Here is a 21,212-nt window from a genome sequence, read left to right on the forward strand (position 1 = left end):
AGTTTTCAAGGAGCGGTGACCCCTACAGGTCGATCAGCTCCTGCCGAGGTTCCTCACGCGGCGGGTCGGCATCGTGCCGGCCCGCCGCGCGGCGTATCAGGAAGCCGCCGCCGACCCCGACGACCAGCCCGGGCACCGCCCACCACACACCGTCCGTGAACCGCTCCTGACCCGACGCACCAGACCGCGAGCCCGAGCCCGGCCCCGAGGCCCCGGACGCCGTCCCGCCGAGCAGCCCCGCCCGCTCCAGCTGCTGGAACACCGCCCGCGGCGCCCGATGCCAGCGGATGTCGTCGTCCACCACGTCCGGCGAGGGATCCGATCGCACCCAGGCCGTGCCGTCCGCCGCCACGAACAGCTGGTCCTGCCGCTCCATGGCGACGTCTCCGCCCGGAGCCCGGTGTGTCTGCGGCCAGCCCCCGACTCCCGTCAGACCCCAGAGCACGGTGATCCGCACCGCCGGATACTGCCCGTCCGCCCAGGCCTCCGGCACCCGCTCCGTGCCCGTGTAGGTCGGCTGCAGCAACTGCCAGAGGCGAGCGAACTCCCGCTCACCGGAGTGCAGCGTCCGCGTCCGCCCGGTGTCGCCCGACACGACCAACGCCAGATCCGGCACATCGTCGGCCGGCCCAGGCGTGGCCGAGGCGGAGGCCGGCACACCGACCAGAACCACCACCGCCGACACGAGCACGAGTCGAGCAAGCCGCACGAGCCGAGCAAGCCGCACGCGCCGCGCGAACCCGGCGAGCCAGGACACGGCGTGCCCGCTCAACGACACCCTCCGTCCACCGTCCGAGCCCACGCATCCCCCTCCCGCTCGCACTCCCGCCCTCACACGTCCCGCAATTCCTGCCTCGGCCCCGGCTCCCGCTCACGGCGCCACCGCACCGGTGTCACCCGTGCCGCGACGGGCCGCAGCACCAGTGCCAGCACCGCCCCGGCCGCCGCGCCCGGTATCGCCCACCACCAGTCGGTGCCGTCGCCCTCGGGCTCCGTGGTGATCGAGACGCGGGTGGTCGCCGACTCCTCCGCCGCGGTGTCTCCCGGGGACTCCGACTGCCAGGGCGCCGGGAAGATCCCGCTGTAGCCGTCTCCGCCGGTGGCCTTGCCCAGCACTCCCAACCTGCCCAGCAGGGCGCGCAGTCGGTCGGGGTGTTCGGCACGGTGCCAGTAACCGTTGGGCGTCTCGGGCACGTTGGCAGCCGTGTGGATCCAGATGCTGCGGGAGCCGGTGCCGTCAGGGAAGATCCGGTCCAGTCGCCAGGGCGATATGTCGTGCGCCAGCCACGTCACGTTGATCTGCCGGGCCTGAGTCGACTCCAGCTCCGGTGGCGTGTCACGGCTGCCTGTGCCCTCTGGGCCGAGCAGACGCTGCAACTGCCCGTACTCCTTCTCCGAGTAGTACAGCGCCGTCGCCTCACCGCTCTGCGGCGATGTCACCAGCACGCTCGTCGGGCCGCCGGCCACCGCCGCCGACGCGCCCCACAGCAGCAGGCCGAGCGAGACCGCCAACAACCCGAGCACGCCCGTCAGTTCACGAAGCCTGCCTCCGAACATCCCGACCCCGGACATCCCAACCCCCAACCAGATGAAACCCCTGCGGCCCGCTGCCGAGCCGCCCGTCACTTCTGGTACACCGCCCGACCCGCCGGGGTTCCCACCCCACCCCGCACTACTTCGAAGACTTCTCCGGCGCCTTCTCGAGCGACTTCGCGATCTCCACCGCCCGGGTCCTGGACGCCACCCCCTCCAGCCGCAGCGTCGTCTCGCCGGAGGTTCCATGGGTCCACAGGAGCGTCGGCCCCGCCGTCCGCACCTGGCGCGTGTACCGGTGCCCGTCCGCGTCCACCAGCCAGAAGCTCAGGAGATGCGGCCGCGGGAACCACAGGACGTAGTCCGGCACGGCAGCGCCGGGCGGAGTCTCGCCCAGCGCTATCCACTCCGGCGGCTCGCGGACCGTCTTGGTGAAACCGACGTCCAGTCGCGCCGGAAACTCGTCGACCCGGATCGTGCGACCGCCCTCGCGCCAGCACAGGCTCACCAGAAAGCGTCCCCGCGGCTCACCGGTCACCGTCACGGCGTCCGGCACCCCCAGCGCATCCGGCACCAGCGGCTCGAACCCGGCCCGCTGCCTCGCCTGCGCCAGCGACACCGACCGGCCGCAGCCGGGCACCTCGGCGCCGGGAGAGGGGACCGCCCACGGGTCGTACCGCACCTCGACCCCGCCGAAGCCGAACCAGTCGAAGACCGCCGCGCGCACCGGGGGCGTCAGGGCGAGCACGGTGAGCAGGCCGCACAGGGCCGCCGTCAGTGCACGCCGGCGCAGCCGCGCCCAGCGCCGGACCGCAGCCAGCCGAAGACGCGCGCCCGGCGGCTCGGCCACCGGCACCGGCAGCTGCTCGGCCAGTATCTGCCCCAGCACCCGCTCGACCATCGTCTCGGAGCCGAAGTCCCCACCGGTCCCGTCGACCACACCGCTCCCGTCGCCTCCCGGCGCGTCCAGCGACCGGCCGAGCGCACGCAGCTCCTCCGGCAGCCGCGAGACACCACCGTCTAGCCGCCGCCCACGGCCACCCCGGCCAGGACCGCGCACACCGCCCAGACCACGAGGCCCCCGGCCCCCGGCATCACCACCGACACCCGAGCCACTACCGGCACTGGGGCCGCCACCAACACCTGTGCCACCCCCCGCACCGGCGCCCTCACCGTCGTACGACTCACTCACCCTCATCACCCCCTTCCCGAGGCTGGAAATCCGGCAGCAGGCGGCCCAGCTTGCGCAGGGCGCGGTTGAGGCGGGATTTCACCGTCCCCCGGGGCCAGCCCAGGGCCTGGGCGGTCTCGGGCTCGTCCATCTCCAGGAGATAGCGGTACGTGACGACCAGGCGGTGCTCCTCGCTCAGCTTGTCCAGGGCGGACTGGAGGGCGTCGCGGCGCTCAGACTCGAGCGTCGCGACCGCGGGGTCCGCCGATTCCGGTATCAGCGGCTCCGCCTCCACGAAGGCCGCCTCCCGGCCCGCGAGCGTGCGCTGCCGGGCGGCCGTCCGCACTGTGTTCCTCGTCTCATTGGCGACGATCGACAGCAGCCAGGGTCTGAACTTCGCGCCGTCCCTGAACCGGCCCAGCGCGCAGTACGCCTTGACGAAGGCCTGCTGCACCACGTCCTCCGCGTCCGCGCCCGCTCCGAGCGCCGCGGCCGCCCGCAGGGCGATGCCCGTGTGGGCCCGCACCAGTTCCGCGTACGCCTCCGGCTCTCCGGCGCGTACGCGAGCGATCACCGCGGCCTCATCGACGATGCGGCCCCCCTCCCGCGTCTTCACACTCTTGGTACACCGCCGGGCACCAGTCGGTTCCCACCACTTTCCGGCCAGTTCCGGATCGGCCCCCGACACCTGAGAGAATGATGAACATGGCCTCTGACAGCCCGCCCGCCGCCCACCACCACTCTCAGGGGAATGGCTCCGCCATGCAGTCTCGTCTTCGCGTGCTCTCCGGGATCCAGCCCACCGCGGGCTCGTTCCACCTCGGCAACTACCTCGGCGCCGTCCGTCAGTGGGTGGCCCTGCAGGAGTCCCACGACGCCTTCTACATGCTGGCCGACCTGCACGCCATCACGCTCCCGCAGGACCCGGCGGAGCTGCGGGCCAACACCCGGCTGGCCGCCGCGCAGCTCCTCGCGGCCGGACTCGACCCGGAGCGGTGCACGCTCTTCGTCCAGAGTCACGTCGCCGAGCACGCCCAGCTCGCCTGGGTCATGAACTGCCTCACCGGCTTCGGCGAGGCGAGCCGGATGACCCAGTTCAAGGACAAGTCGGCCAAGCAGGGCGCCGAGCGTGCCTCCGTCGGCCTGTTCACGTACCCGGTCCTGCAGGTCGCCGACATCCTGCTCTACCAGGCGAACGAGGTGCCGGTCGGCGAGGACCAGCGCCAGCACATCGAGCTCACCCGCGACCTCGCGGAGCGCTTCAACGGCCGGTTCGGCCAGACCTTCACCGTCCCGAAGGCGTACATCCTCAAGGAGACGGCGAAGATCTACGACCTCCAGGACCCGATGGTCAAGATGAGCAAGTCGGCGTCCACGCCGAAGGGCCTCGTCAACCTCCTCGACGACCCCAAGGCGACCGCGAAGAAGGTCAAGAGCGCGGTCACCGACACGGACACAGTGATCCGTTTCGACGCCGAGAACAAGCCGGGCGTGAGCAATCTGCTCACGATCTATTCCGTGCTCACCGGTGCGGGTATCACCGAACTGGAAGAGAAGTACGAAGGCAAGGGCTACGGTGCGCTCAAGACGGACCTCGCCGAGGTCATGGTGGAGTTCGTGACGCCGTTCAGGGAGAGCACGCAGCAGTATCTGGACGACCCCGAGACGCTCGACTCGATTCTGGCCAAGGGCGCGGAGAAGGCGCGTGCCGTCGCCGCGGAGACCCTTTCGCAGGCGTACGACCGGGTGGGCTTCCTGCCCGCGAAGCACTGAGGCGTACGACCGCACGCGGGTACCACTGGGCAGAGCGCCGTACATCACTTCGGTGGTGCCTGCCCGGAGCGCAACCGTGGACGTACAGTCGATAGCCGGACGGTTGAGTACGAATCCGGCGAACCCAGCCGACATGACGACAGGAGAAGACGTGGGGACCGTAACGATCGGCGTGTCGATCGCGGTCCCGGAGCCTCACGGCAGCCTGCTCCAGGAGCGGCGCGCGGGCTTCGGCGACGCCGCGGCCCACGGCATCCCCACGCACGTCACGCTGCTGCCGCCGACGGAGGTCGACGAGGCCGAGCTGCCGGCCATCGAGACGCATCTCACCGAGGTCGCGTCGGTCGCCCGGCCCTTCCCGATGCGGCTGTGCGGGACCGGCACGTTCCGGCCCCTGTCGCCGGTGATCTATGTGCAGGTGGTCCAGGGCGCGGAGGCCTGTGGCCGGCTGCAGAAGCAGGTCCGCGACGCCTCCGGTCCGGTCGCGCGCGAGCTGCAGTTCCCGTACCACCCGCATGTCACGGTGGCGCACGGCATCGACGAGCCGGCGATGGACCGCGCGTTCCGCGAACTGGCCGACTTCGAGGCCGGATGGTCGTGCACGGGCTTCGCGCTCTACGAACAGGGCGGCGACGCAGTGTGGCGCAAACTGCGCGAATTCATGTTCGGCGGCGCGGTGGTGCCCCCGCAGGTGGGCCCGGTGGAGCAGGGCACGACCGCGAGCCGATAGCTTCCGGTGACAGGGGGAGAGCGTTGGGCAGGCGGGGTGGGCGATGGGCTGCCGTCGCGTTCGTGACGGTGGCGGCCTCCGGGGCGGCGGCCACCGAAGTCCTCAACGCCGGTACGCGTGAGGTGCCCGCCGCTCCGGCGCCGGATCCGAGCCCCTCGGCCACTGTGGACGAGGACCTGGAAGCTCTCTGCCGGAGCACGCCTCGACCGCGACCGAGCGTCGTGAGCGACTTCTCCATGCGCTCCGGCAAGCGCGTCGTGGCACAGGCCGTGACCTGCCTCAAGTGATCGCCGCGGCCTTGGGCGATCACCGCCGCGGTCTGTTGCGAGGCCCGGTGTGCCCTAGATCGGCAGGCGCCTGAACACCGACCGGGGCAGGTGTCGCAGTGCAGTCATCACCATGCGGAGGGGGCCCGGGACCCAGACCGTCTCGGAGCGGCGGCGCAGGCCGAGTTCGATGGCCGTGGCGACCGCCTCGGGGGTGGTGGACATCGGGGCCTCTTCCAGGTGGGCCGTCATGCTGGTGCGTACGAAGCCGGGGCGTACGACCATCACGTGGACGCCGGTGCCGTGCAGAGCGTCGCCCAGGCCCTGGGCGAAGGTGTCCAGGCCGGCCTTGCTGGAGCCGTAGATGAAGTTCGAGCGGCGGGCCCGTTCGCCGGCGACGGAGGACAGGACGACCAGTGAGCCGTGCCCCTGGGACTGCAGCGCGCTCGCGCAGACCAGGCCGGCCGAGACCGCCCCCGTGTAGTTCGTCTGAGCGACCCGGACCGCGCTCACCGGCTCCCGCTCGTCGCGCGCCTGGTCGCCGAGGATGCCGAAGGCCAGCAGCACCATGTCGATGTCGCTCTCGGCGAAGACCTTGCCGAGCACGCCCTCGTGGGACTCCGGGTCGAGCGCGTCGAAGGCGACGGTACGGACGTCCGCTCCCAGGGCGCGCAGCGACTCGGCCGTCTGTTCCAGGGCGGGCGACGGGCGGCCCGCCAGCCACACCGTGCGGGTGCGGCGGGCGATCAGACGGCGGGTGGTGGCCAGCGCGATCTCGGACGTGCCGCCGAGGACGAGCAGGGACTGGGGAATGCCGAATGCGTCCTTCACGACAGCTCCTTGGGGTGGGGGGAGGTCTCAGAGGCCGAGGCGGCGCGCGAGGTCCGAGGTGAACACCCCGCGCGGGTCCAGCTCGGCGCGCAGCGCCCGGAACTCGGTGAGCCGGGGGTACATCGGGGCGAGCAGCTCCGGCCGCAGCCGGGAGTCCTTGGCGAGATAGACGCGCCCGCCGGCCTCGGCGACCTCCGCGTCCAGTTCGTCGAGGAAGGTGCCGAGACCGGGCAGGCCGGCCGGGATGTCCAGGGCGAGCGTCCAGCCGGGCAGGGGGAAGGAGAGCCAGCCGGGGTCGGCGTCGCCGAAGCGCTTGAGGACGGCCAGGAAGGAGGGGCAGCGGCGCTCGGAGATGCGGTGCACGATCCGGCGCAGGGCGCCCTCCTGGCCGTATCCGACGACGAACTGGTACTGCACGAAGCCGTCGCGGCCGTACACCCGGTTCCAGTGGGGTACGCCGTCGAGGGGGTGGAAGAAGGCGGACAGGCGCTGGAGTTCGCCGGTACGCACGCGTGGCGCCTTGCGGTACCAGAGTTCATTGAACAATCCGACGGTGGTACGGCCCAGCAGGCCCTCCGGGACGAAGGCGGGGGCGGCCGGGAGTCGGCGCGGGCGGAAGGCCAGCGGCTGCCGCCTCGCGCGCGTACCCTCGCGCAGCGCGTCCAGGGGTGCGTGGTCGCCCCGGGTCAGCACCGCGCGACCGGTCGCGGCGCCCCGGGCCAGCAGGTCGATCCAGGCGACCGAGTAGCGGTAGCGGTGGTCGGTCGCGGTCAGCCGGGCCATCAGGTCGTCGAGGTCGGTGGCGCGTTCGGTGTCGACCGACATGTACGACGTCTCGACCGGGAGCAGCCGCACCGTGGCCGTGAGGATCACCCCGGTCAGGCCCATGCCGCCCGTGGTCGCGTCGAACAAGGACGTGCCGCGGCCGACCGCGCGGATCTCACCGTCGGCGGTGAGGAGTTCGAACGAGAGGACGTGGCGCGAGAAGGAGCCGGAGACGTGGTGGTTCTTGCCGTGGATGTCGGCGCCGATCGCCCCGCCGACGGTCACCTGGCGGGTGCCCGGCGTCACCGGCACGAACCAGCCGAGCGGCAGCAGCACCTCCATCAGCCGGTGCAGTGAGACGCCGGCGTCGCACAACACGGTGCCGCCGTCGGCGTCGATCGCGTGGATACGGTCGAGAGCGGTCATGTCGAGCACGGACCCGCCGGCGTTCTGCGCCGCGTCCCCGTACGCCCGCCCGAGGCCGCGCGCGATGCCTCCGCGCTCCCCGCAGCCCCGTACGGCGTCCACCGCCTCCTGGTACGTGCGCGGGCGGATCAGTCGGGCGGCGGTGGGGGCGGTGCGCCCCCATCCGGTGACGGAAACCGTGTCTCCAGGCATGCCCGCGACCGTATCGCCGCTATATCAGGCATTGATTCATAAACATCGCCACTTTCCCCGAAATGGGTGATTAATGGGATGTCGCTCAATATTGCCGTAGTTCTGGCGGAGTTGAGGTGAACAGTGAGTCCACATGGACGACTTGGACCATCGGATCCTTTCCGCACTCCGTGCCCGCGGTGCCGATCCGCGCGCCGCGTCCGCCGCGCGCGCCCTGTCCCTGGCCGGCGAGCACGGGGCGCTGTGGCTGGCGGCGGGCCTGGCCGGAGCCGCCGTGGACGGCGCGCGGCGCGGCTCCTGGTTGCGTGGTACGGCGCTCGTCGCGGGCGCGCACGTCGCCAGCATGAGCCTGAAGCGCGTCGTGCGCCGTGCGCGCCCCGCGCACGTCGAGCCCTTGGTGCACACCCTCGGCAGCAACTCCTTCCCGAGCTCCCACGCCGCCTCGGCCACAGCCGCGGCGATGGCTCTGGGGGCGCTCGGGACGCCGTACGGGACGTACGCGATCCGGCCGCTGGCCGCCGCCATGTGCCTCTCGCGCCTGGTCGCCGGGGTCCACTACCCCTCGGACGTGGCCGCCGGCGCGGCCCTGGGGGCGCTCACGGCGCGACTCGGGGCGCGCTGGATGCGGGACGGCGGGCGGCGTGAGGGGAGGCGGCCGTGACGGAGACCGCGCCCCTCACCAACGCCGCGCGCCCCGGAGAAACGACTCTGCCCGAGCTGCGCACACCCCCCGGGCAGTCTGCCGCGGGCGCGCGGGAGCGCACCGCGCTCGCGCTCCTGGGCGGCCTGCTGAGGACCACCCGGCCCAAGCAGTGGGTCAAGAACAGCCTCGTCGTCGCCGCGCCCGCCGCCGCCGGGCAGCTCTTCTCCCGGCACGCGCTCACCCAAGTCGCCCTCGTCTTCGTCCTGTTCACCGCCTGCGCCGCCGCCGTCTACCTGATCAACGACGCACGTGACGCCGAGGCCGACCGCGCCCACCCCACCAAGTGCCGGCGGCCGGTCGCCGCCGGGGTCGTCCCCGTGCCCGTCGCGTACGGCGTCGGAGGCACGCTGGCCGTCCTGGCGCCCGCCGTCGCGGTCTGGCTGACCCCGCCGTTCGTACCGGCCCTGCTGGCGGCGTACGTCGGCATGCAACTGGCGTACTGCGTCAGCCTCAAGCACGTCCTGGTCGTCGACCTCGTCGTCGTCACCACCGGGTTCCTGATGCGGGCGGTGATCGGCGGGGTCGCGCTCGGCATCCCGCTGTCGCGCTGGTTCCTGATCACCACCGGGTTCGTGGCGCTGTTCATGGTGTCGGCCAAGCGCTACTCGGAAGCCGTGCAGATGGCCGGGAAAGCGGGCGCCACGCGCGCGTTGCTCACCGAGTACACCACCGGCTACCTCCGCTTCGTCTGGCAGCTGGCCGCCGGTGTCGCCGTCCTCGCCTACTGCATGTGGGCCCTGGAGGAGGGCGGTGTGCCGCAGGAGAGCGTGCTGCCCTGGCGGCAGCTGTCGATGATCGCCTTCATCCTCGCGATCCTCCGCTACGCCGTCTTCGCCGACCGCGGCACCGCGGGGGAGCCCGAGGAGGTCGTCCTGGGCGACCGCGCCCTGGCCCTGATCGGCCTGGCCTGGCTCACGATGTACGGCCTGGCGGTGGCGAATTGGTGAGCCTGTCGCCCGACGGGCGTGCTCCGCGCCCTCGCGGGCGCCCCGCTCCGCGCCCGCCCCGAAGCCCCACCAGCCGCCTCACCCGACAGTTCCCCCACGGCGAGCTCCTGGGCTTCGTCACCGTCGGTCTCCTCGCCTACGCCGTCGACCTCGCCCTCTTCACCTGGCTCCGCGGCCCCGCCGCCCTGGGCCCGCTCACGGCCAAAGCCGTGTCCTTCGCCGCAGGCTGCACCGTCGCGTACCTCGGCAACGCACTCGGTACCTATCGGCACGCCCGGACGCAGGGGCTGCGGCCGTACGTCGTGTTCGTCGCCGTGAATCTCGCCGGCGCCCTCGTCCAGCTGCTGTGTCTCGCCGTCAGTCACTACGGTCTCGGGCTCACCTCGCAGCGTGCCGACACGGTCTCCGGTGCCGGGATCGGGATGGTGTTCGCCACGACTCTGCGGTTCTGGGGTACTCGGACATTGGTCTTCCGCAACGGGGGCAGAGTCGGATCATGGACTGGCTGAAGAAGCTTCCCGGGATCGGGCCGCTCGTCGCGCGGCTGATGACCACGCACGCGTGGCGGTCGTACGAGCGTCTCGACCGGGTGAAGTGGTCGCGGCTGGCCGCCGCGATGACGTTCATCAGCTTCATCGCGCTGTTCCCGCTGCTGACCGTGGCCGCCGCGATCGCCGCGGCCACCCTCAGCCCCGCGCGCCAGAAGAGCCTCGAGAACAAGATCGCCGAACAGTTCCCCGGCATCTCCAACCAGCTCGACCTCAACTCCCTGGTGCACAACGCCGGTACCGTCGGCCTCATCGCGGGCGCCCTCCTGCTGTTCACCGGCATCGGCTGGGTCGGCCAGATGCGCGACTGCCTGCGCGCGGTGTGGGAGCTGCCGGACCCCGACGAGAACCCCGTCGTGCGCAAGGGCGTGGACGCGGGCATCCTGGTCGGCCTCGGCGGCGCGCTGATCCTCACCCTCGCCGCCTCCGCCGTCGCCTCGGCCACGGTGGGCTGGATCGCGCGGCAGCTGGGTGTCGTCGAGCACGGCTGGGGCGCCATCCTGCGCGTCGCCGCGTTCGCCGTCGCCGTGCTCGCCGACTTCCTCGTCCTGGTCTACGTGCTGACCCTGCTGCCCGGAGTCGATCCGCCGCGCCGCCGCCTGGTCGTGGCGGCGCTGTTCGGCGCGGTCGGCTTCGAACTCCTCAAGCTGCTGCTCAGCGGCTACATCCAGGGCGTCGCCACGAGAAGCATGTACGGCGCGTTCGGCACCCCCGTGGCCCTGCTGCTGTGGATCAACTTCACCGCGAAACTGGTGCTGTTCTGCGCAGCCTGGACAGCGACCGACGGCGCGGAGGCGGACGCGGACGTCACTGACGGGACGACCGGCGACGCACCAGGTCCGGCAGCGGCCAGCGGCGGTTGACCAGGAACGCCGCGCCCGCGAGCAGCACCAGCAGCCCGCCGGTGATCGCCAGCGCGATCCCCACGCCGCTGGAGCCGCCGTCGGAGGTGGCGCTCGCCACCGGCTTCGCGGAGGAGCCGCCGGCGTCCGTGCCACCCGCCTGCCCGGCCTTGGCGGAGGCGGTCGCGCCGGGTCGGGCACTCGCCGCGGCGGCGCTCTTCGGCGCCACCAGCTCGCCCACCGGCTGCACCTTGCCGGCCGCCTGGAAGCCCCAGTCGAAGAGCTTCGCGGTCTCCTTGTAGACCTCGTTGTGCTCGTTCTTCTCCGGGTTCATGACCGTGACGAGCAGCACCTTGCCGTTCCGCTCGGCGACCCCGGTGAAGGTCGCGCCGGCGTTGGTGGTGTTGCCGTTCTTGACGCCCGCGATGCCTTGGTAGACGGGGAGGCCGACGTCGCCGCTGAGCAGCCGGTTGGTGTTCTGGATCTCGAAGGACCCGCGGACGGACTTGCCCTTCTTCTTCGTCGTCTCGCCGGGGAACTTGGCCCGCACGGTCGAGCAGTACGCGCGGAAGTCCTTCTTCTGCAGCCCGGAGCGGGCGAACAGCGTCAGGTCGTACGCCGAGGAGACCTGGCCCTCGGCGTCGTAGCCGTCGGGGCTGACCACGTGCGTGTCCAGGGCCTGCAGGTCGTCGGCGTGGGCCTGCATGTCCTTGACGGTCTGCTCGACGCCGTCGTTCATGGCGGACAGCACATGGACGGCGTCGTTGCCGGACCGCAGGAACACGCCGAGCCAGAGGTCGTGGACCGTGTAGGTCTCGTTCTCCTTTATCCCGACCATGCTGGAGCCGGCGCCGATACCGGCCAGGTCGGACTGCACCACCTTGTGCTTCGTCGACCCGGGGAAGCGGGGCAGCAGGGTGTCGGCGAACAGCATCTTCAGCGTGCTGGCCGGGGCCAGCCGCCAGTGCGCGTTGTGGGCCGCGAGCACCTCGCCGGACTCGGCGTCGGACACGATCCACGAGCGCGCCGTGAGGTCCTTGGGCAGCACCGGCACGCCGGCACTCAGACTGACCTGCGTCCCGGCCTGGCCGAGGCGGGCGCCGCCGACCGTCGACATGGTCGCCGGGGGAGTAGCCGAGGGCTTCGGGGCCGCGAGGGCGGCGGGCGCGGCGAACGTCAGGAACGACGTGAATGAAAAGGACAAAAATGTGGCTGAAACGACCAGCAGGGATCGCTTGGCGGTCTTCTTAGGTGCGGGCACGGTCGAGAACGTACCTGTCTCGGGCTGTGAAGTCCCGCGGCCCGTTCCACCCCGGACACGGAACGGGCCCGCCGACGGCGATACTGGAGGTATGAAGCTCAGCCGCCCGGTCTCCTGGTTCCTGCTCGCCTTCGGAGTGTGGAGCTGGGTCATCTGGGTCACTTTCGTCAAGAATCTCGTCAAGGACAGCAGCGGGCTCGCGTTCGACGACGGTCACCCGACCGCGTACTTCTGGGTGCACCTGCTGCTGGCGGTCGTTTCCTTCGTATTGGGGACGGTCATCGGGGCCATCGGGTTGCGCGGACTTCGCGCACTGCGCCGGATGTCATAGCAGGGGATACGGAGCAGGGTGGTCATCGTCTTCGCGCTCGTCGCCCTGGCCGTACTGGCCGCCGCGGCGGGTCTGCACTGGTACCTCTGGCGGCGGCTGGTGCGGGACACCACCGCCGGGCCCGGCCGGGCGCGCCGCGCGGGGACGGCGGTGTTCGTCGCCGCTCCCGTCCTGATGGTCGCGGCCCTGGTCTCGGAACGCGCAGGCGCCCCCTTCTGGCTCCAACGCACGCTCGGCTGGCCGGGGTTCCTGTGGATGGCGCTGCTCGTCTATCTGCTGCTGGCGGTGCTGGCCGGGGAGGTCGTACGGCCGCTGGTGCGGCGGTTCGTGGAGCGGCGGAGGCAGCCGGTGCCGGCCGTCGCCGTGGCCGTACCGGCGGCCGCACCGCAGTCCGAGCCGCCTGTCGAGCCGGTGCCGTCACCGGAGCCGGAGCCCGCCGCCCCCTCCCGCCGCCTGTTCGTCTCCCGGGTCGTCGGCGCGGCCGCCGCCACGGCCGCCGTGGCGACCGTCGGCCAGGGCACGTACGGCGTCCTGCGCGGCCCGCGCGTGAAGCGCGTCACCGTGCCGCTCGCCAAACTCCCGCGCGCGGCGGACGGTTACCGCATCGCCGTCGTCAGTGACATCCACCTGGGCCCCGTTCTCGGCCCGGGTTTCGCGCAGAAGGTCGTCGACACGATCAACGCGACGCAGCCCGATCTGATCGCCGTCGTGGGCGACCTGGTCGACGGCAGCGTCAAGGACCTGGGCCCGGCGGCCGCACCGCTGGCCCAGCTGTCCGCACGACACGGGGCGTACTTCGTCACCGGCAACCACGAGTACTTCTCCGGCGCCGAGCAGTGGGTCGAGGAAGTACGGCGGCTCGGGCTGCACCCGCTCGAGAACGCCCGCATCGAACTGTCCGGCTTCGACCTCGCCGGGGTCAACGACGTGCAGGGGGAGAGCGAGGGCCACGGGCCGGACTTCACGCGCGCGCTCGGCGACCGGGACACGGCACGCGCGTGCGTACTGCTCGCCCACCAGCCCGTCCAGATCCACGAATCCGTCCGGCACGGCGTCGACCTCCAGCTGTCCGGCCACACGCACGGCGGCCAGCTCTGGCCGGGCAACTTCATCGCGGCGGCCGCGAACCCGACGGTCGCGGGCCTCGAATGGTACGGCGACACGCAGCTGTACGTCAGCCGGGGCGCGGGCGCCTGGGGCCCGCCGACGCGGGTCGGAGCCCCCTCCGACATCACCGTGGTCGAGTTGCGCTCCACCCGCGCCTGAGCCGCCCGGCAGCCCTCCCGCGGACCCTGTGAACGGGCTGTGAAACCCGGCCGAAACGGCCCGTCGGTAAGTTCATTCTCATCTCGCAAGATCCCTCTTCCCTCAGGTTAAACACGTGTGGTTAGGTGAGCCTCGTCACTAGGGGAGTGACATCTGTGCTGGGCCAGGGGTAGGGCCTTGAGAGGCCTGGGGAGGGCACCACCGTGCGATCTGTTCGCATGCGGATTCTCGCGATTCTGCTTGTAGTCGCGGCCGCGGGAGTCGTCGGCTGGCAACTGCTGCCGTCTCAGGAGAACAAGAACAAGACGATCAGGGTCGGTACGACGGACGCCGTCACCTCGCTCGACCCGGCCGGTGCCTACGACGCCGGTTCCTGGGCCTTGTTCAGCAACGTCTTCCAGTCGCTGCTGACCTTCGACCCGGACGGCGTCGAGCCGATCCCGGACGCTGCGAAGAGCTGCAAGTTCGTCGGCACCGATCTGAAGACCTACACGTGCGAGCTGCGGGCCGGGATCGCGTTCCCGAGCGGGCGTGCCATGACCGCCGAGGACGTGAAGTACTCCTTCGACCGGGTCAAGAAGATCAACTCGGACGTGGGCCCGGCGTCCCTGCTGTCCACGCTCGGCTCGGTGAGCGCCGACAGCACCGACAAGGTGACGTTCCACCTGTCGACGCCGGACGCCACGTTCCCGTTCAAGGTGGCCACCGGCGCCGGCGTGATCGTCGACCGGAACAAATACCCGTCGGACTCGCTGCGCACCGGTAGCTCGGTGGACGGCACCGGCCCGTACACGCTGACGGCGTACGTGAAGGACCAGCAGGCCACTCTGGCGCCCAACACCCGCTACAAGGGCGCCCTCAGCAGCACCGGCCGCCCTATCGAACTGCGCTACTACGGCGATTCCGAGAAGCTCGACAGCGCCTGGAAGGGCAAGCTGGTCGACGTCGCCACGCGCACCCTGCCGCCGAACGTCCTGTCCGGTCTCTCGGCCAGCGACCCGAACCAGCGCGTCACCGAGTCCGACAGCTCCGAGACCCGCAACCTGTACCTCAACACCCGTACCGGCTCGCCGCTGCACGACGTGCGCGTGCGGCGGGCCTTGGCCTGGCTGATCAACCGCGAGCAGCTCGCCTCCACGGTGTACGAGGGCACGGTCGACCCGCTGTACTCGCTGATCCCGACCGGCCTCACCGGCCACACCACGTCCTTCTTCGACAACTACCCGAAGCAGAGCGTCGACAAGGCCAAGGCGCTCCTCGAGGAGGCCGGCGTCCAGCTCCCGGTGCGCTTCACGTACGGCTACGGCAAGGGCCGCGGTTCCGGTGCCGAGGAGGGCGCCGAGCTGAAGAAGCAGTTTGAGGCGGGCGGCCTGTTCAAGGTCGACGTCAAGGGTTACGAGTGGACCGATTTCCAGAAGCGCTGGGCCGGCGGCAAACTCGACGCGTACGCGGTCGGCTGGATCGCGGACTATCCCGACCCGGACACCTTCGGCGGGGCGCTCGTCGGGACGGGCTCCACCATGAACACCGGCTACAGCAACAAGGCCGTGGACGCCCTCATCCTCCACAGCCAGCAGTTCGGCGACCGCAGCAAGGTCGCGCAGGACTTCCGCAACCTGCAGGCCGACATTGCCTCGGACGTGCCGCTCATCCCACTGTGGCAGCGCAAGGAGTACGTCGTCAGCAGCGAGGACGTCGGCGGCGGACAGTATCTGTCCGACGGCACCGGTGTGTTCCGGCTGTGGCGCCTGGACTGGATCTGACGCGGTCCCCGGGCACGTGCCGGGCCGGGGTGACGCGGGTGGGCACCCGACGCAGCAACTCCTTCCGGTTGCCCGGGCACCCGGCGTCCGTGGGACTCGCACGGCGCCAGGTCCGGGACCATCTGGCCGGCTGGGGCCACGGCCCGGATCACCCGGTGCCGGCGGACGCGGTACTGCTGGTGTCGGAGCTGGCCACGATCGCCGTACGCCACGGCCCGCGGCCGGAGCGCGAGTTCGAGGTCACGGTGACGGTCCTGGCGGACGGCTCCTGCCTGATAGAGGTCTCGGACGAGGGCCACCACCTGTCCCGGCTCCGGGCGTCCGACGAAACGAATGAAACAGATGAAACCGTCCGTGGGTTGCAGATAGTGGAACACGTTGCTGCGGCGTGGGGGGTGTGGGGCCGGGGCGGCCATGGGCCGACGGTGTGGGCAGTGGCGCGGGCCGGGACATGAGGGCGTGAGGCGCCGGGTCGAACGTTCCGCGCGGCCCCAACAGCCGTACCGGACGCCGTACGTCACACCGGCCCGCCCTCCTACGCCCGCACCGCCTCCCCCGTCGGCAAAGTCACCGTCACCGCCAACCCCTCGCCCGGCGCCGTCCGGACCGTCACCTCGCCCCCGTGCGCCCGGACCACGCCCTGCACGATCGCCATGCCCAGGCCCGTGCCGGCGCCGCCGCCCGCCCGGAAGAAGCGGTCGAAGATGCGCGACGCGTCGTCCTCGGTGAGGCCCGGGCCCTCGTCCGCGACGGACAGCCGTACCGTGCCGTCCGCGCGTTCCACGCCCAGCCGTACCGGCACTTCTGCCGGGGTGTGCGTGCGGACGTTGGTGAGCAGGTTGCCGAGCACCTGTCTGAGGCCCGACTCGTCCGCCCGTACCAGCAGGGAGCCGTCGGCCGTGACGGTGACCGGACGGTCCGGCTGCTGGACCCGCAGGTCCTCGGCGGCGTCCCGCACCAGGCGGCTCACGTCCACGTTCCGCAGGCGCAGTTCGGGCCGTTGGTCGAGCCGGGCGAGGGTGAGCAGTTCGTCGACGAGGCGGCCCATGCGGTCCACCTCTCCGTTCATCCGGTCCCAGGCGCGCTTGCGCTCGACGGGCTCGCGCAGCATGCCCTTGTCGTACAGCTGGAGGTAGCCGCGGATCGCCGACAGCGGGGTGCGCAGCTCGTGCGAGGCGTCGGCGACGAACCGGCGCAGCTGTGCCGCGCTGCGCTCGCGCGTCCGGTACGCCGACTCCACCTGGTGCAGCATGGAGTTGAGGGCGAGTCGCAACTGCTCGACCTCCTCCGTCGGATGGTGGCTGGAGGGGACGCGCCGGGTCAGGTCGCCCTCGGCGATCGCTGTCGACGTCTCCACCATGTCCTCGAGCGGCAGCATCCGGCGCCGGACGATGAACATCGTCAGACAGGCGAGCAGCGCGAGCAGCAGCGTGCCGACGGCGATGTCCAGTCTGAGGGCCTTGCCTATGCCCTTGTGCAGGGCGTCGGTCTGGTTGGCGACCAGGACGTAGTTGCCGTCGTCCAGGGCGACGCCTATCGCCCGGTAGACGGCGCCGTGGACCGTGATGTCGCGCGGGTCGGGGGAACTCGCCAGCGCGCGCGGGTCGTCGACGGCGGCGGCCAGCGCGCGCTGGCTCTCGCTGGGCGGGAACCCGGCGATGGTACGGGCGCTGCCATGGGCGTCGACGACCGCGAACACGGAGTCCGGGCGCGGCTGTTCGCCCATGGGCGGCTGGACGAACCGGTCCCGGACGATCGCCAGCGCGGCCAGTGAGTCGATCTGCTGCACGGTGAGATGGGAGTCGTGGAGGGTCTGGCGGGTCTTGGTCAGCTCCGCGTCCACCTGGCCGAGCAGATAGAGCCGCATGCCCATCAGACTCACCGCGGTGGCCACCAGGATGCCGATGGCGAGCAGCCCGACGTTGGCCGCGGTCAGCCCGCCGCGCAGGGAGTGGATGCCGTGCCGGCGGCGCCGTGTCATGCCAGCCCGTATCCGACACCGCGCCGCGTGGTGATCACCGGCGGCCCCAGGGTGTCGAGCTTGCGCCGCAGATAGCTGATGTAGGTCTCGACGACGGTCGACTCGGGCGGCATGTGCTCGTACTGCCAGACATGGCGCAGGAGTTGTTCCTTGGACACGATCCGGCCGCCGTTGCGCACCAGGAAGCGCAGCAGCGCGTACTCGGTCGGGGTCAGCTCGACCGTGCGGCCCGCGCGGTGCACCGAGTACGTCGTCTCGTCCAGTTCCAGGTCGCCGTAGCGCAGTGGCGGGCGCTCGGGTATGACGTCGGCCGAGCGGGTGCGGCGCAGCACCGCGCTGATCCGGGCGACGACCTCGTCTATGTTGAACGGCTTGGTGATGTAGTCGTCGCCGAAGCCGAGGGCGCCGACGATCTCGGCGGGAGAGTCGCGCGCGGTGAGGAAGACGAGCGCCATGTCGGGCCGACGGGCGCGCAGTTCACGCCCGAGGGCGCGGCCGTCGCCGTCCGGCAGCATGACGTCGAGCAGTGCCGCGTCGGGCCGGGTGCGCTCGGTGAGGGCAAGAGCCTCGCGGACGGTGCCCGCGGTCATCACTTCGAAGTGGTGGTAGCGCAGGGCGATGGCGAGGACGTCCGCGATGCTCGGTTCGTCCTCCACGACCAGCACGGTGCCGGGAGCCGTCGTCATGGCCCCAGTATCGGCGCGGGCGCCGACAACCGCCCCCCCGCCCCCCTTTGGAGTTCCTTGAGAGTCATGGGCGGGTCGTGTCCACGCGCGTGTGCCGCCGCGAATGCTGGTGCCCAGGACCTGGGGGACCGACCGAACCGATCCATTAAGGAGCGTTGAACGTGGCGGCATTGGCACGCTGGTGCTATCGGCACCGGCTGGTGGTCCTGTTGCTGTGGGTGGGGGCGCTGTTCGGCCTGGGCTTCTCGGCCTCGACGGCGGGTACGGACTACGCGAACGTCTTCTCCCTTCCGAACACGGACTCCAAGAGCGCGTACGACCTGATGGCGAAGGCCTTCCCGGACAGCGCGGGCGACACCGACACGGTGGTGTGGAAGGTCGACTCGGGCACGGTCAGGGACCAGGACGTACGGTCCCGGATCGAACCCGCGCTGGAGAAGATCGCCGGGATGAAGGGCGTCGGTGACATCACCAGCCCCTACGGCGAGCGGGGCGCGGGGCAGATCAGCGAGGACGGGACGATCGCGTACGCCCAGGTCACGTTCTCCCAGCGGGCGAACGAGATCCCCAAGGAGGTCGTCCAGGACGTCGTCGACACGGCACAGGACGCCGAACGAGCAGGGCTCCAGGTCGAGTTGGGCGGCCAGGCCATCCAGCGCGTGCAGGAACCGCCGACCGGTCTCGCGGAGATGGTCGGCCTCGCCGCGGCGGCGATCGTCCTCTTCCTGGCCTTCGGCTCGCTGTTCGCGATGCTGCTGCCGATCGGGATCGCCGTCTTCGGCGTCGGCACCGGCCTGTTCACGGTCCAGTTGCTCAGCCACACCACCGACATCCCCGACCTGGCGCCGCTGCTGTCGTCGCTGATCGGCCTCGGCGTCGGCATCGACTACGCCCTGTTCATCGTGACCCGCCACCGGCGCGGCATCCTGCGCGGCGCCGATCCCGAGGACGCCGCGGTCACCGCGCTCAACACCTCCGGCCGTGCGGTGCTGTTCGCGGGCGGCACGGTGTGCATCGCGCTCGCCGGGATGCTGGTGACGAACCTGCGCTTCCTGGACGGCGTGGTCATCGGCACATCGCTCACGGTCGTGTTCAGCGTCCTGGCGGCCGTCACCCTCCTGCCCGCCTTCCTCGGCTTCCTCGGCCCGCGTGTGCTCAGCCGCCGCCAGCGCCGCAAGCTCGCGGAGACGGGCCCGGAGCAGGAACACGCGAGTGGTCTGGCGGCCCGCTGGTCGGCGAACGTCCAGCGACGCCCCCGTACGATCGCCGCACTCGCGCTGGTGGTCATGGCCGTACTCGCCCTGCCCGTGCTGTCGCTGCGCCTGGGCGCCACCGACCAGGGCAACGACGACGCCTCGACGACCACGAGGAAGGCGTACGACCTGCTCGCCGAGGGCTTCGGCCCCGGCTTCAACGGCCCCCTCCAGGTGGTCACCGAGGGCGGTGACACGGCCGGCCTGGTCCGGGGCATCGAGTCGACGCCGGGAGTGGCCAGGGTCGCCGCGCTGCCGCCGGCGAAGGATGTCACCGTCATCCAGGTGGTGCCCACGACATCACCGCAGTCGAAGGAGACGGACGACCTCATCGACACCCTCCGGGACAAGGTGATCCCCGAGGCGGGCGCACAGGCGCACGTGGGCGGTGTGACGGCGGTGTCGAAGGACTTCGCGTCGGTGACGGGCGACCGTCTGCCGCTGTTCGTCGCGACGATCATCGGCCTGGGCTTCCTGCTGCTCCTGATCGCGTTCCGCTCCCTGGTCGTCCCACTGACGGCCGCGGTGATGAACCTGATCGCCGCGGCGGCCTCGTTCGGCGTGCTCGTCGCGATCTTCCAGTGGGGCTGGGGCCTCGAAGTGCTCGGGCTCGGCAAGGAGGGGCCGATCAACGCCTTCCTGCCGGTCATCATGCTGTCCCTGCTCTTCGGTCTCTCCATGGACTACCAGGTGTTCCTGGTCAGCCGGATGCACGAGGAGTGGGTGAACACGCGGGACAACGCACGGGCGGTCCGCGTCGGCCTCGCCGAGACCAGCCGGGTGATCAACTCGGCGGCCCTGATCATGGTGTGCGTGTTCACGGCGTTCGTGCTGAGCGGCGACTCGGGTGCGGCGATGGCGGGCGTGGGGCTGGCGGCGGCGGTCGCACTGGACGCGTTCGTCCTGCGTACGGCGCTGGTGCCGGCGGCGATGCATCTGCTGGGCAAGGCCAACTGGTGGCTGCCGGCGTGGCTGGACAAGCGGCTGCCGCACCTGGCGGTGGAGCCGGCGGAGGAGCCCGAGGAGACGCCGGTGCTCGCGGGCCCGGCTTCGGTGGTCCACGGCTTCGTCCGCACGCTGCACGGCGAACAGGTGGCGGGCGCTTCGGTGACCCTGCTCTCGAAGGGCGGACGCCAGCTGGACCGCGTGACGTCCCTGGCGGACGGCTCCTACATCGTGTCGGTGCCGGGGCCGGGGGCTTATCTGCTGGCGGTGACGGCGTCGCTGTACGGCGCGCGGGCCCAGCACGTGGTGGTCGAGGACGGGCCGTTGGTGTACGACGTGGAGTTGGCGGAGGGGGAGGTCGACGCCGTCAACTGACCTGTGACTGCCCAGCCTCGAGGATCGCGCTCACGTCCACCGTGACCTCGGCGCCGATCGAGGCGGGCAGGGTGACGATTTCGCCGGGGGAGTACGGGCGGTGGTTCTCGTATCCGTCCCCGGCGGGGTCGGTCAGTACGTGGAGGCGCTGGTGTTTTCGGTCGATGATCACGCAGGTCGGGACCTTGGCGCTGGCGTAAGCCGTCACTTTGTCACGCAGATCCGTCCGGTAGTTGCTGGAGGTCACCTCCAGGACCAGACGGAAGCAGACCGGGGCGTAGCAGTTGTTCTCGACAAGGTGCTCCCGGTAGTCGGCGTCGATGACGGACAGGTCGGGAATCGCGCAGTCCTCCGTGCCGGTCGGCAACCAGATGCCGATGCCTGGGAGCACCCTGGACTCGCCGCCATGCAGGCCCGCTTCGGCGAAGAGAAGTGCGAAGTCCATCATGGCCTCTCCATGGGGGCCGTCCGGTGGCGGGGTCAGGAGGATCTGGCCTCCGATGATCTCGACTCGGTAGCCCGGATTGCGGTCAATGAGCCGGTTCGCTTCCGTGATCAGCGGACGGCTTCCATGGGGCCGCTCGACGGATGCTGGGGACATCGCGTGCCTCCTGGGGGCTGCTG

Annotated in this window: 22 protein-coding genes; 12 read left to right on the forward strand and 10 right to left on the reverse strand. The window is 71.1% G+C overall.

The features are described 5' to 3' along the window. Positions 1 to 22 precede the first annotated feature (22 nt). From IEZ19_RS17050 to IEZ19_RS17065, 4 genes are all read right to left on the reverse strand, one after another. A complete protein-coding gene (locus tag IEZ19_RS17050) occupies positions 23 to 685 on the reverse strand; it encodes a hypothetical protein (RefSeq protein ID WP_373296993.1) in 663 nt (220 codons plus the stop codon). A 146-nt stretch (positions 686 to 831) separates the two neighbouring features. Continuing rightward, positions 832 to 1,524: a hypothetical protein gene (locus IEZ19_RS17055; protein WP_229840398.1), complete on the reverse strand. Its 693-nt coding sequence runs from the start codon at positions 1,522 to 1,524 to the stop codon at positions 832 to 834. A 148-nt stretch (positions 1,525 to 1,672) separates the two neighbouring features. Further along, positions 1,673 to 2,602 (reverse strand): hypothetical protein, encoded by a 930-nt coding sequence (locus IEZ19_RS17060; RefSeq protein WP_373296994.1) that lies wholly within the window; start codon positions 2,600 to 2,602, stop codon positions 1,673 to 1,675. 115 nt (positions 2,603 to 2,717) lie between these two features. Continuing rightward, on the reverse strand, positions 2,718 to 3,278 hold the full coding sequence (locus IEZ19_RS17065) for an RNA polymerase sigma factor (protein WP_229840400.1): 561 nt from the start codon (positions 3,276 to 3,278) through the stop codon (positions 2,718 to 2,720). A 131-nt stretch (positions 3,279 to 3,409) separates the two neighbouring features. On the opposite strand from IEZ19_RS17065, the gene trpS reads away from it, so the two are divergent. From trpS to IEZ19_RS17080, 3 genes are all read left to right on the forward strand, one after another. Beyond that, on the forward strand, positions 3,410 to 4,477 hold the full coding sequence (gene trpS / locus IEZ19_RS17070; protein ID WP_373296990.1) for a tryptophan--tRNA ligase: 1,068 nt from the start codon (positions 3,410 to 3,412) through the stop codon (positions 4,475 to 4,477). Positions 4,478 to 4,628: 151 nt separating this feature from the next. Continuing rightward, positions 4,629 to 5,207, forward strand: coding sequence for a 2'-5' RNA ligase family protein (locus IEZ19_RS17075; protein ID WP_189312033.1), 579 nt, complete (start codon positions 4,629 to 4,631; stop codon positions 5,205 to 5,207). 62 nt (positions 5,208 to 5,269) lie between these two features. After that, positions 5,270 to 5,494: a hypothetical protein gene (locus tag IEZ19_RS17080; RefSeq protein ID WP_189312034.1), complete on the forward strand. Its 225-nt coding sequence runs from the start codon at positions 5,270 to 5,272 to the stop codon at positions 5,492 to 5,494. Between the two features lie 54 nt (positions 5,495 to 5,548). Here IEZ19_RS17080 and dprE2 read toward each other — a convergent pair whose 3' ends face one another. Further along, positions 5,549 to 6,304 carry a decaprenylphospho-beta-D-erythro-pentofuranosid-2-ulose 2-reductase gene (dprE2, locus tag IEZ19_RS17085; protein ID WP_189312035.1) on the reverse strand — a complete coding sequence of 252 codons (756 nt, stop codon included), beginning with the start codon at positions 6,302 to 6,304 and terminating at the stop codon, positions 5,549 to 5,551. A gap of 27 nt (positions 6,305 to 6,331) precedes the next feature. Beyond that, on the reverse strand, positions 6,332 to 7,687 hold the full coding sequence (gene dprE1, locus IEZ19_RS17090; protein WP_189312036.1) for a decaprenylphosphoryl-beta-D-ribose oxidase: 1,356 nt from the start codon (positions 7,685 to 7,687) through the stop codon (positions 6,332 to 6,334). A 133-nt stretch (positions 7,688 to 7,820) separates the two neighbouring features. Between dprE1 and IEZ19_RS17095 the strand changes: the two genes are divergently transcribed. The 4 genes from IEZ19_RS17095 to IEZ19_RS17110 all read left to right on the forward strand — a co-directional run bounded on the left by IEZ19_RS17095 (position 7,821) and on the right by IEZ19_RS17110 (position 10,748). Further along, on the forward strand, positions 7,821 to 8,348 hold the full coding sequence (locus IEZ19_RS17095) for a phosphatase PAP2 family protein (protein ID WP_189312037.1): 528 nt from the start codon (positions 7,821 to 7,823) through the stop codon (positions 8,346 to 8,348). After that, positions 8,345 to 9,337, forward strand: coding sequence for a decaprenyl-phosphate phosphoribosyltransferase (locus IEZ19_RS17100; protein WP_189312038.1), 993 nt, complete (start codon positions 8,345 to 8,347; stop codon positions 9,335 to 9,337). The genes IEZ19_RS17095 and IEZ19_RS17100 overlap by 4 nt, the downstream gene beginning before the upstream one ends. A gap of 107 nt (positions 9,338 to 9,444) precedes the next feature. Continuing rightward, positions 9,445 to 9,846 (forward strand): GtrA family protein, encoded by a 402-nt coding sequence (locus IEZ19_RS17105; protein WP_229840418.1) that lies wholly within the window; start codon positions 9,445 to 9,447, stop codon positions 9,844 to 9,846. Continuing rightward, entirely contained in the window at positions 9,834 to 10,748 is a 915-nt protein-coding gene (locus IEZ19_RS17110) for a YihY/virulence factor BrkB family protein (protein WP_189312039.1), read from the forward strand. The genes IEZ19_RS17105 and IEZ19_RS17110 overlap by 13 nt, the downstream gene beginning before the upstream one ends. Here IEZ19_RS17110 and IEZ19_RS17115 read toward each other — a convergent pair. Next, positions 10,693 to 11,988 carry a D-alanyl-D-alanine carboxypeptidase family protein gene (locus IEZ19_RS17115; protein WP_373296991.1) on the reverse strand — a complete coding sequence of 432 codons (1,296 nt, stop codon included), beginning with the start codon at positions 11,986 to 11,988 and terminating at the stop codon, positions 10,693 to 10,695. The genes IEZ19_RS17110 and IEZ19_RS17115 overlap by 56 nt on opposite strands. Before the next feature lie 91 nt (positions 11,989 to 12,079). Here IEZ19_RS17115 and IEZ19_RS17120 point away from each other — a divergent pair, with 91 nt between their 5' ends. From IEZ19_RS17120 to IEZ19_RS17135, 4 genes are all read left to right on the forward strand, one after another. Further along, positions 12,080 to 12,319 carry an SCO4848 family membrane protein gene (locus tag IEZ19_RS17120; protein WP_189312041.1) on the forward strand — a complete coding sequence of 80 codons (240 nt, stop codon included), beginning with the start codon at positions 12,080 to 12,082 and terminating at the stop codon, positions 12,317 to 12,319. An 18-nt stretch (positions 12,320 to 12,337) separates the two neighbouring features. After that, positions 12,338 to 13,585, forward strand: a complete 1,248-nt coding sequence (locus tag IEZ19_RS17125) for a metallophosphoesterase (protein WP_189312042.1) — start codon at positions 12,338 to 12,340, stop codon at positions 13,583 to 13,585. Positions 13,586 to 13,803: 218 nt separating this feature from the next. Next, positions 13,804 to 15,348: an ABC transporter substrate-binding protein gene (locus IEZ19_RS17130; RefSeq protein WP_189312043.1), complete on the forward strand. Its 1,545-nt coding sequence runs from the start codon at positions 13,804 to 13,806 to the stop codon at positions 15,346 to 15,348. 38 nt (positions 15,349 to 15,386) lie between these two features. Next, positions 15,387 to 15,803, forward strand: a complete 417-nt coding sequence (locus tag IEZ19_RS17135) for an ATP-binding protein (protein WP_189312044.1) — start codon at positions 15,387 to 15,389, stop codon at positions 15,801 to 15,803. Between the two features lie 80 nt (positions 15,804 to 15,883). On the opposite strand, the gene IEZ19_RS17140 is transcribed toward IEZ19_RS17135, so the two are convergent. Further along, positions 15,884 to 17,329: a sensor histidine kinase gene (locus IEZ19_RS17140; RefSeq protein ID WP_189312045.1), complete on the reverse strand. Its 1,446-nt coding sequence runs from the start codon at positions 17,327 to 17,329 to the stop codon at positions 15,884 to 15,886. After that, entirely contained in the window at positions 17,326 to 18,015 is a 690-nt protein-coding gene (locus tag IEZ19_RS17145) for a response regulator transcription factor (RefSeq protein WP_189312046.1), read from the reverse strand. Before IEZ19_RS17145 ends, IEZ19_RS17140 begins: the two co-directional genes overlap by 4 nt. 170 nt (positions 18,016 to 18,185) lie before the next feature. On the opposite strand from IEZ19_RS17145, the gene IEZ19_RS17150 reads away from it, so the two are divergent. Further along, a complete protein-coding gene (locus tag IEZ19_RS17150) occupies positions 18,186 to 20,588 on the forward strand; it encodes an MMPL family transporter (protein WP_189312142.1) in 2,403 nt (800 codons plus the stop codon). Here the strand turns inward: IEZ19_RS17150 and IEZ19_RS17155 are convergent. Next, positions 20,581 to 21,189, reverse strand: coding sequence for a Uma2 family endonuclease (locus IEZ19_RS17155; RefSeq protein WP_189312047.1), 609 nt, complete (start codon positions 21,187 to 21,189; stop codon positions 20,581 to 20,583). The two genes, IEZ19_RS17150 and IEZ19_RS17155, sit on opposite strands and share 8 nt — an antisense overlap. Positions 21,190 to 21,212: the final 23 nt, after the last annotated feature.

It is taken from the genome of Streptomyces brasiliensis (genome assembly GCF_014647875.1).
In the GTDB taxonomy this organism is placed as follows: Bacteria; Actinomycetota; Actinomycetes; order Streptomycetales; family Streptomycetaceae; genus Streptomyces; species Streptomyces brasiliensis.

Excerpts from the sequence above, each read along its gene's own strand:
- trpS (WP_373296990.1), top strand. The coding sequence starts at position 3,410 with ATGGCCTCTGACAGCCCGCCCGCCGCCCACCACCACTCTCAGGGGAAT.
- dprE1 (WP_189312036.1), bottom strand. The coding sequence starts at position 7,687 with ATGCCTGGAGACACGGTTTCCGTCACCGGATGGGGGCGCACCGCCCCC.
- IEZ19_RS17095 (WP_189312037.1), top strand. The coding sequence starts at position 7,821 with ATGGACGACTTGGACCATCGGATCCTTTCCGCACTCCGTGCCCGCGGT.
- IEZ19_RS17110 (WP_189312039.1), top strand. The coding sequence starts at position 9,834 with ATGGACTGGCTGAAGAAGCTTCCCGGGATCGGGCCGCTCGTCGCGCGG.
- IEZ19_RS17120 (WP_189312041.1), top strand. The coding sequence starts at position 12,080 with ATGAAGCTCAGCCGCCCGGTCTCCTGGTTCCTGCTCGCCTTCGGAGTG.
- IEZ19_RS17130 (WP_189312043.1), top strand. The coding sequence starts at position 13,804 with ATGCGGATTCTCGCGATTCTGCTTGTAGTCGCGGCCGCGGGAGTCGTC.
- IEZ19_RS17140 (WP_189312045.1), bottom strand. The coding sequence starts at position 17,329 with ATGACACGGCGCCGCCGGCACGGCATCCACTCCCTGCGCGGCGGGCTG.
- IEZ19_RS17145 (WP_189312046.1), bottom strand. The coding sequence starts at position 18,015 with ATGACGACGGCTCCCGGCACCGTGCTGGTCGTGGAGGACGAACCGAGC.
- IEZ19_RS17155 (WP_189312047.1), bottom strand. The coding sequence starts at position 21,189 with ATGTCCCCAGCATCCGTCGAGCGGCCCCATGGAAGCCGTCCGCTGATC.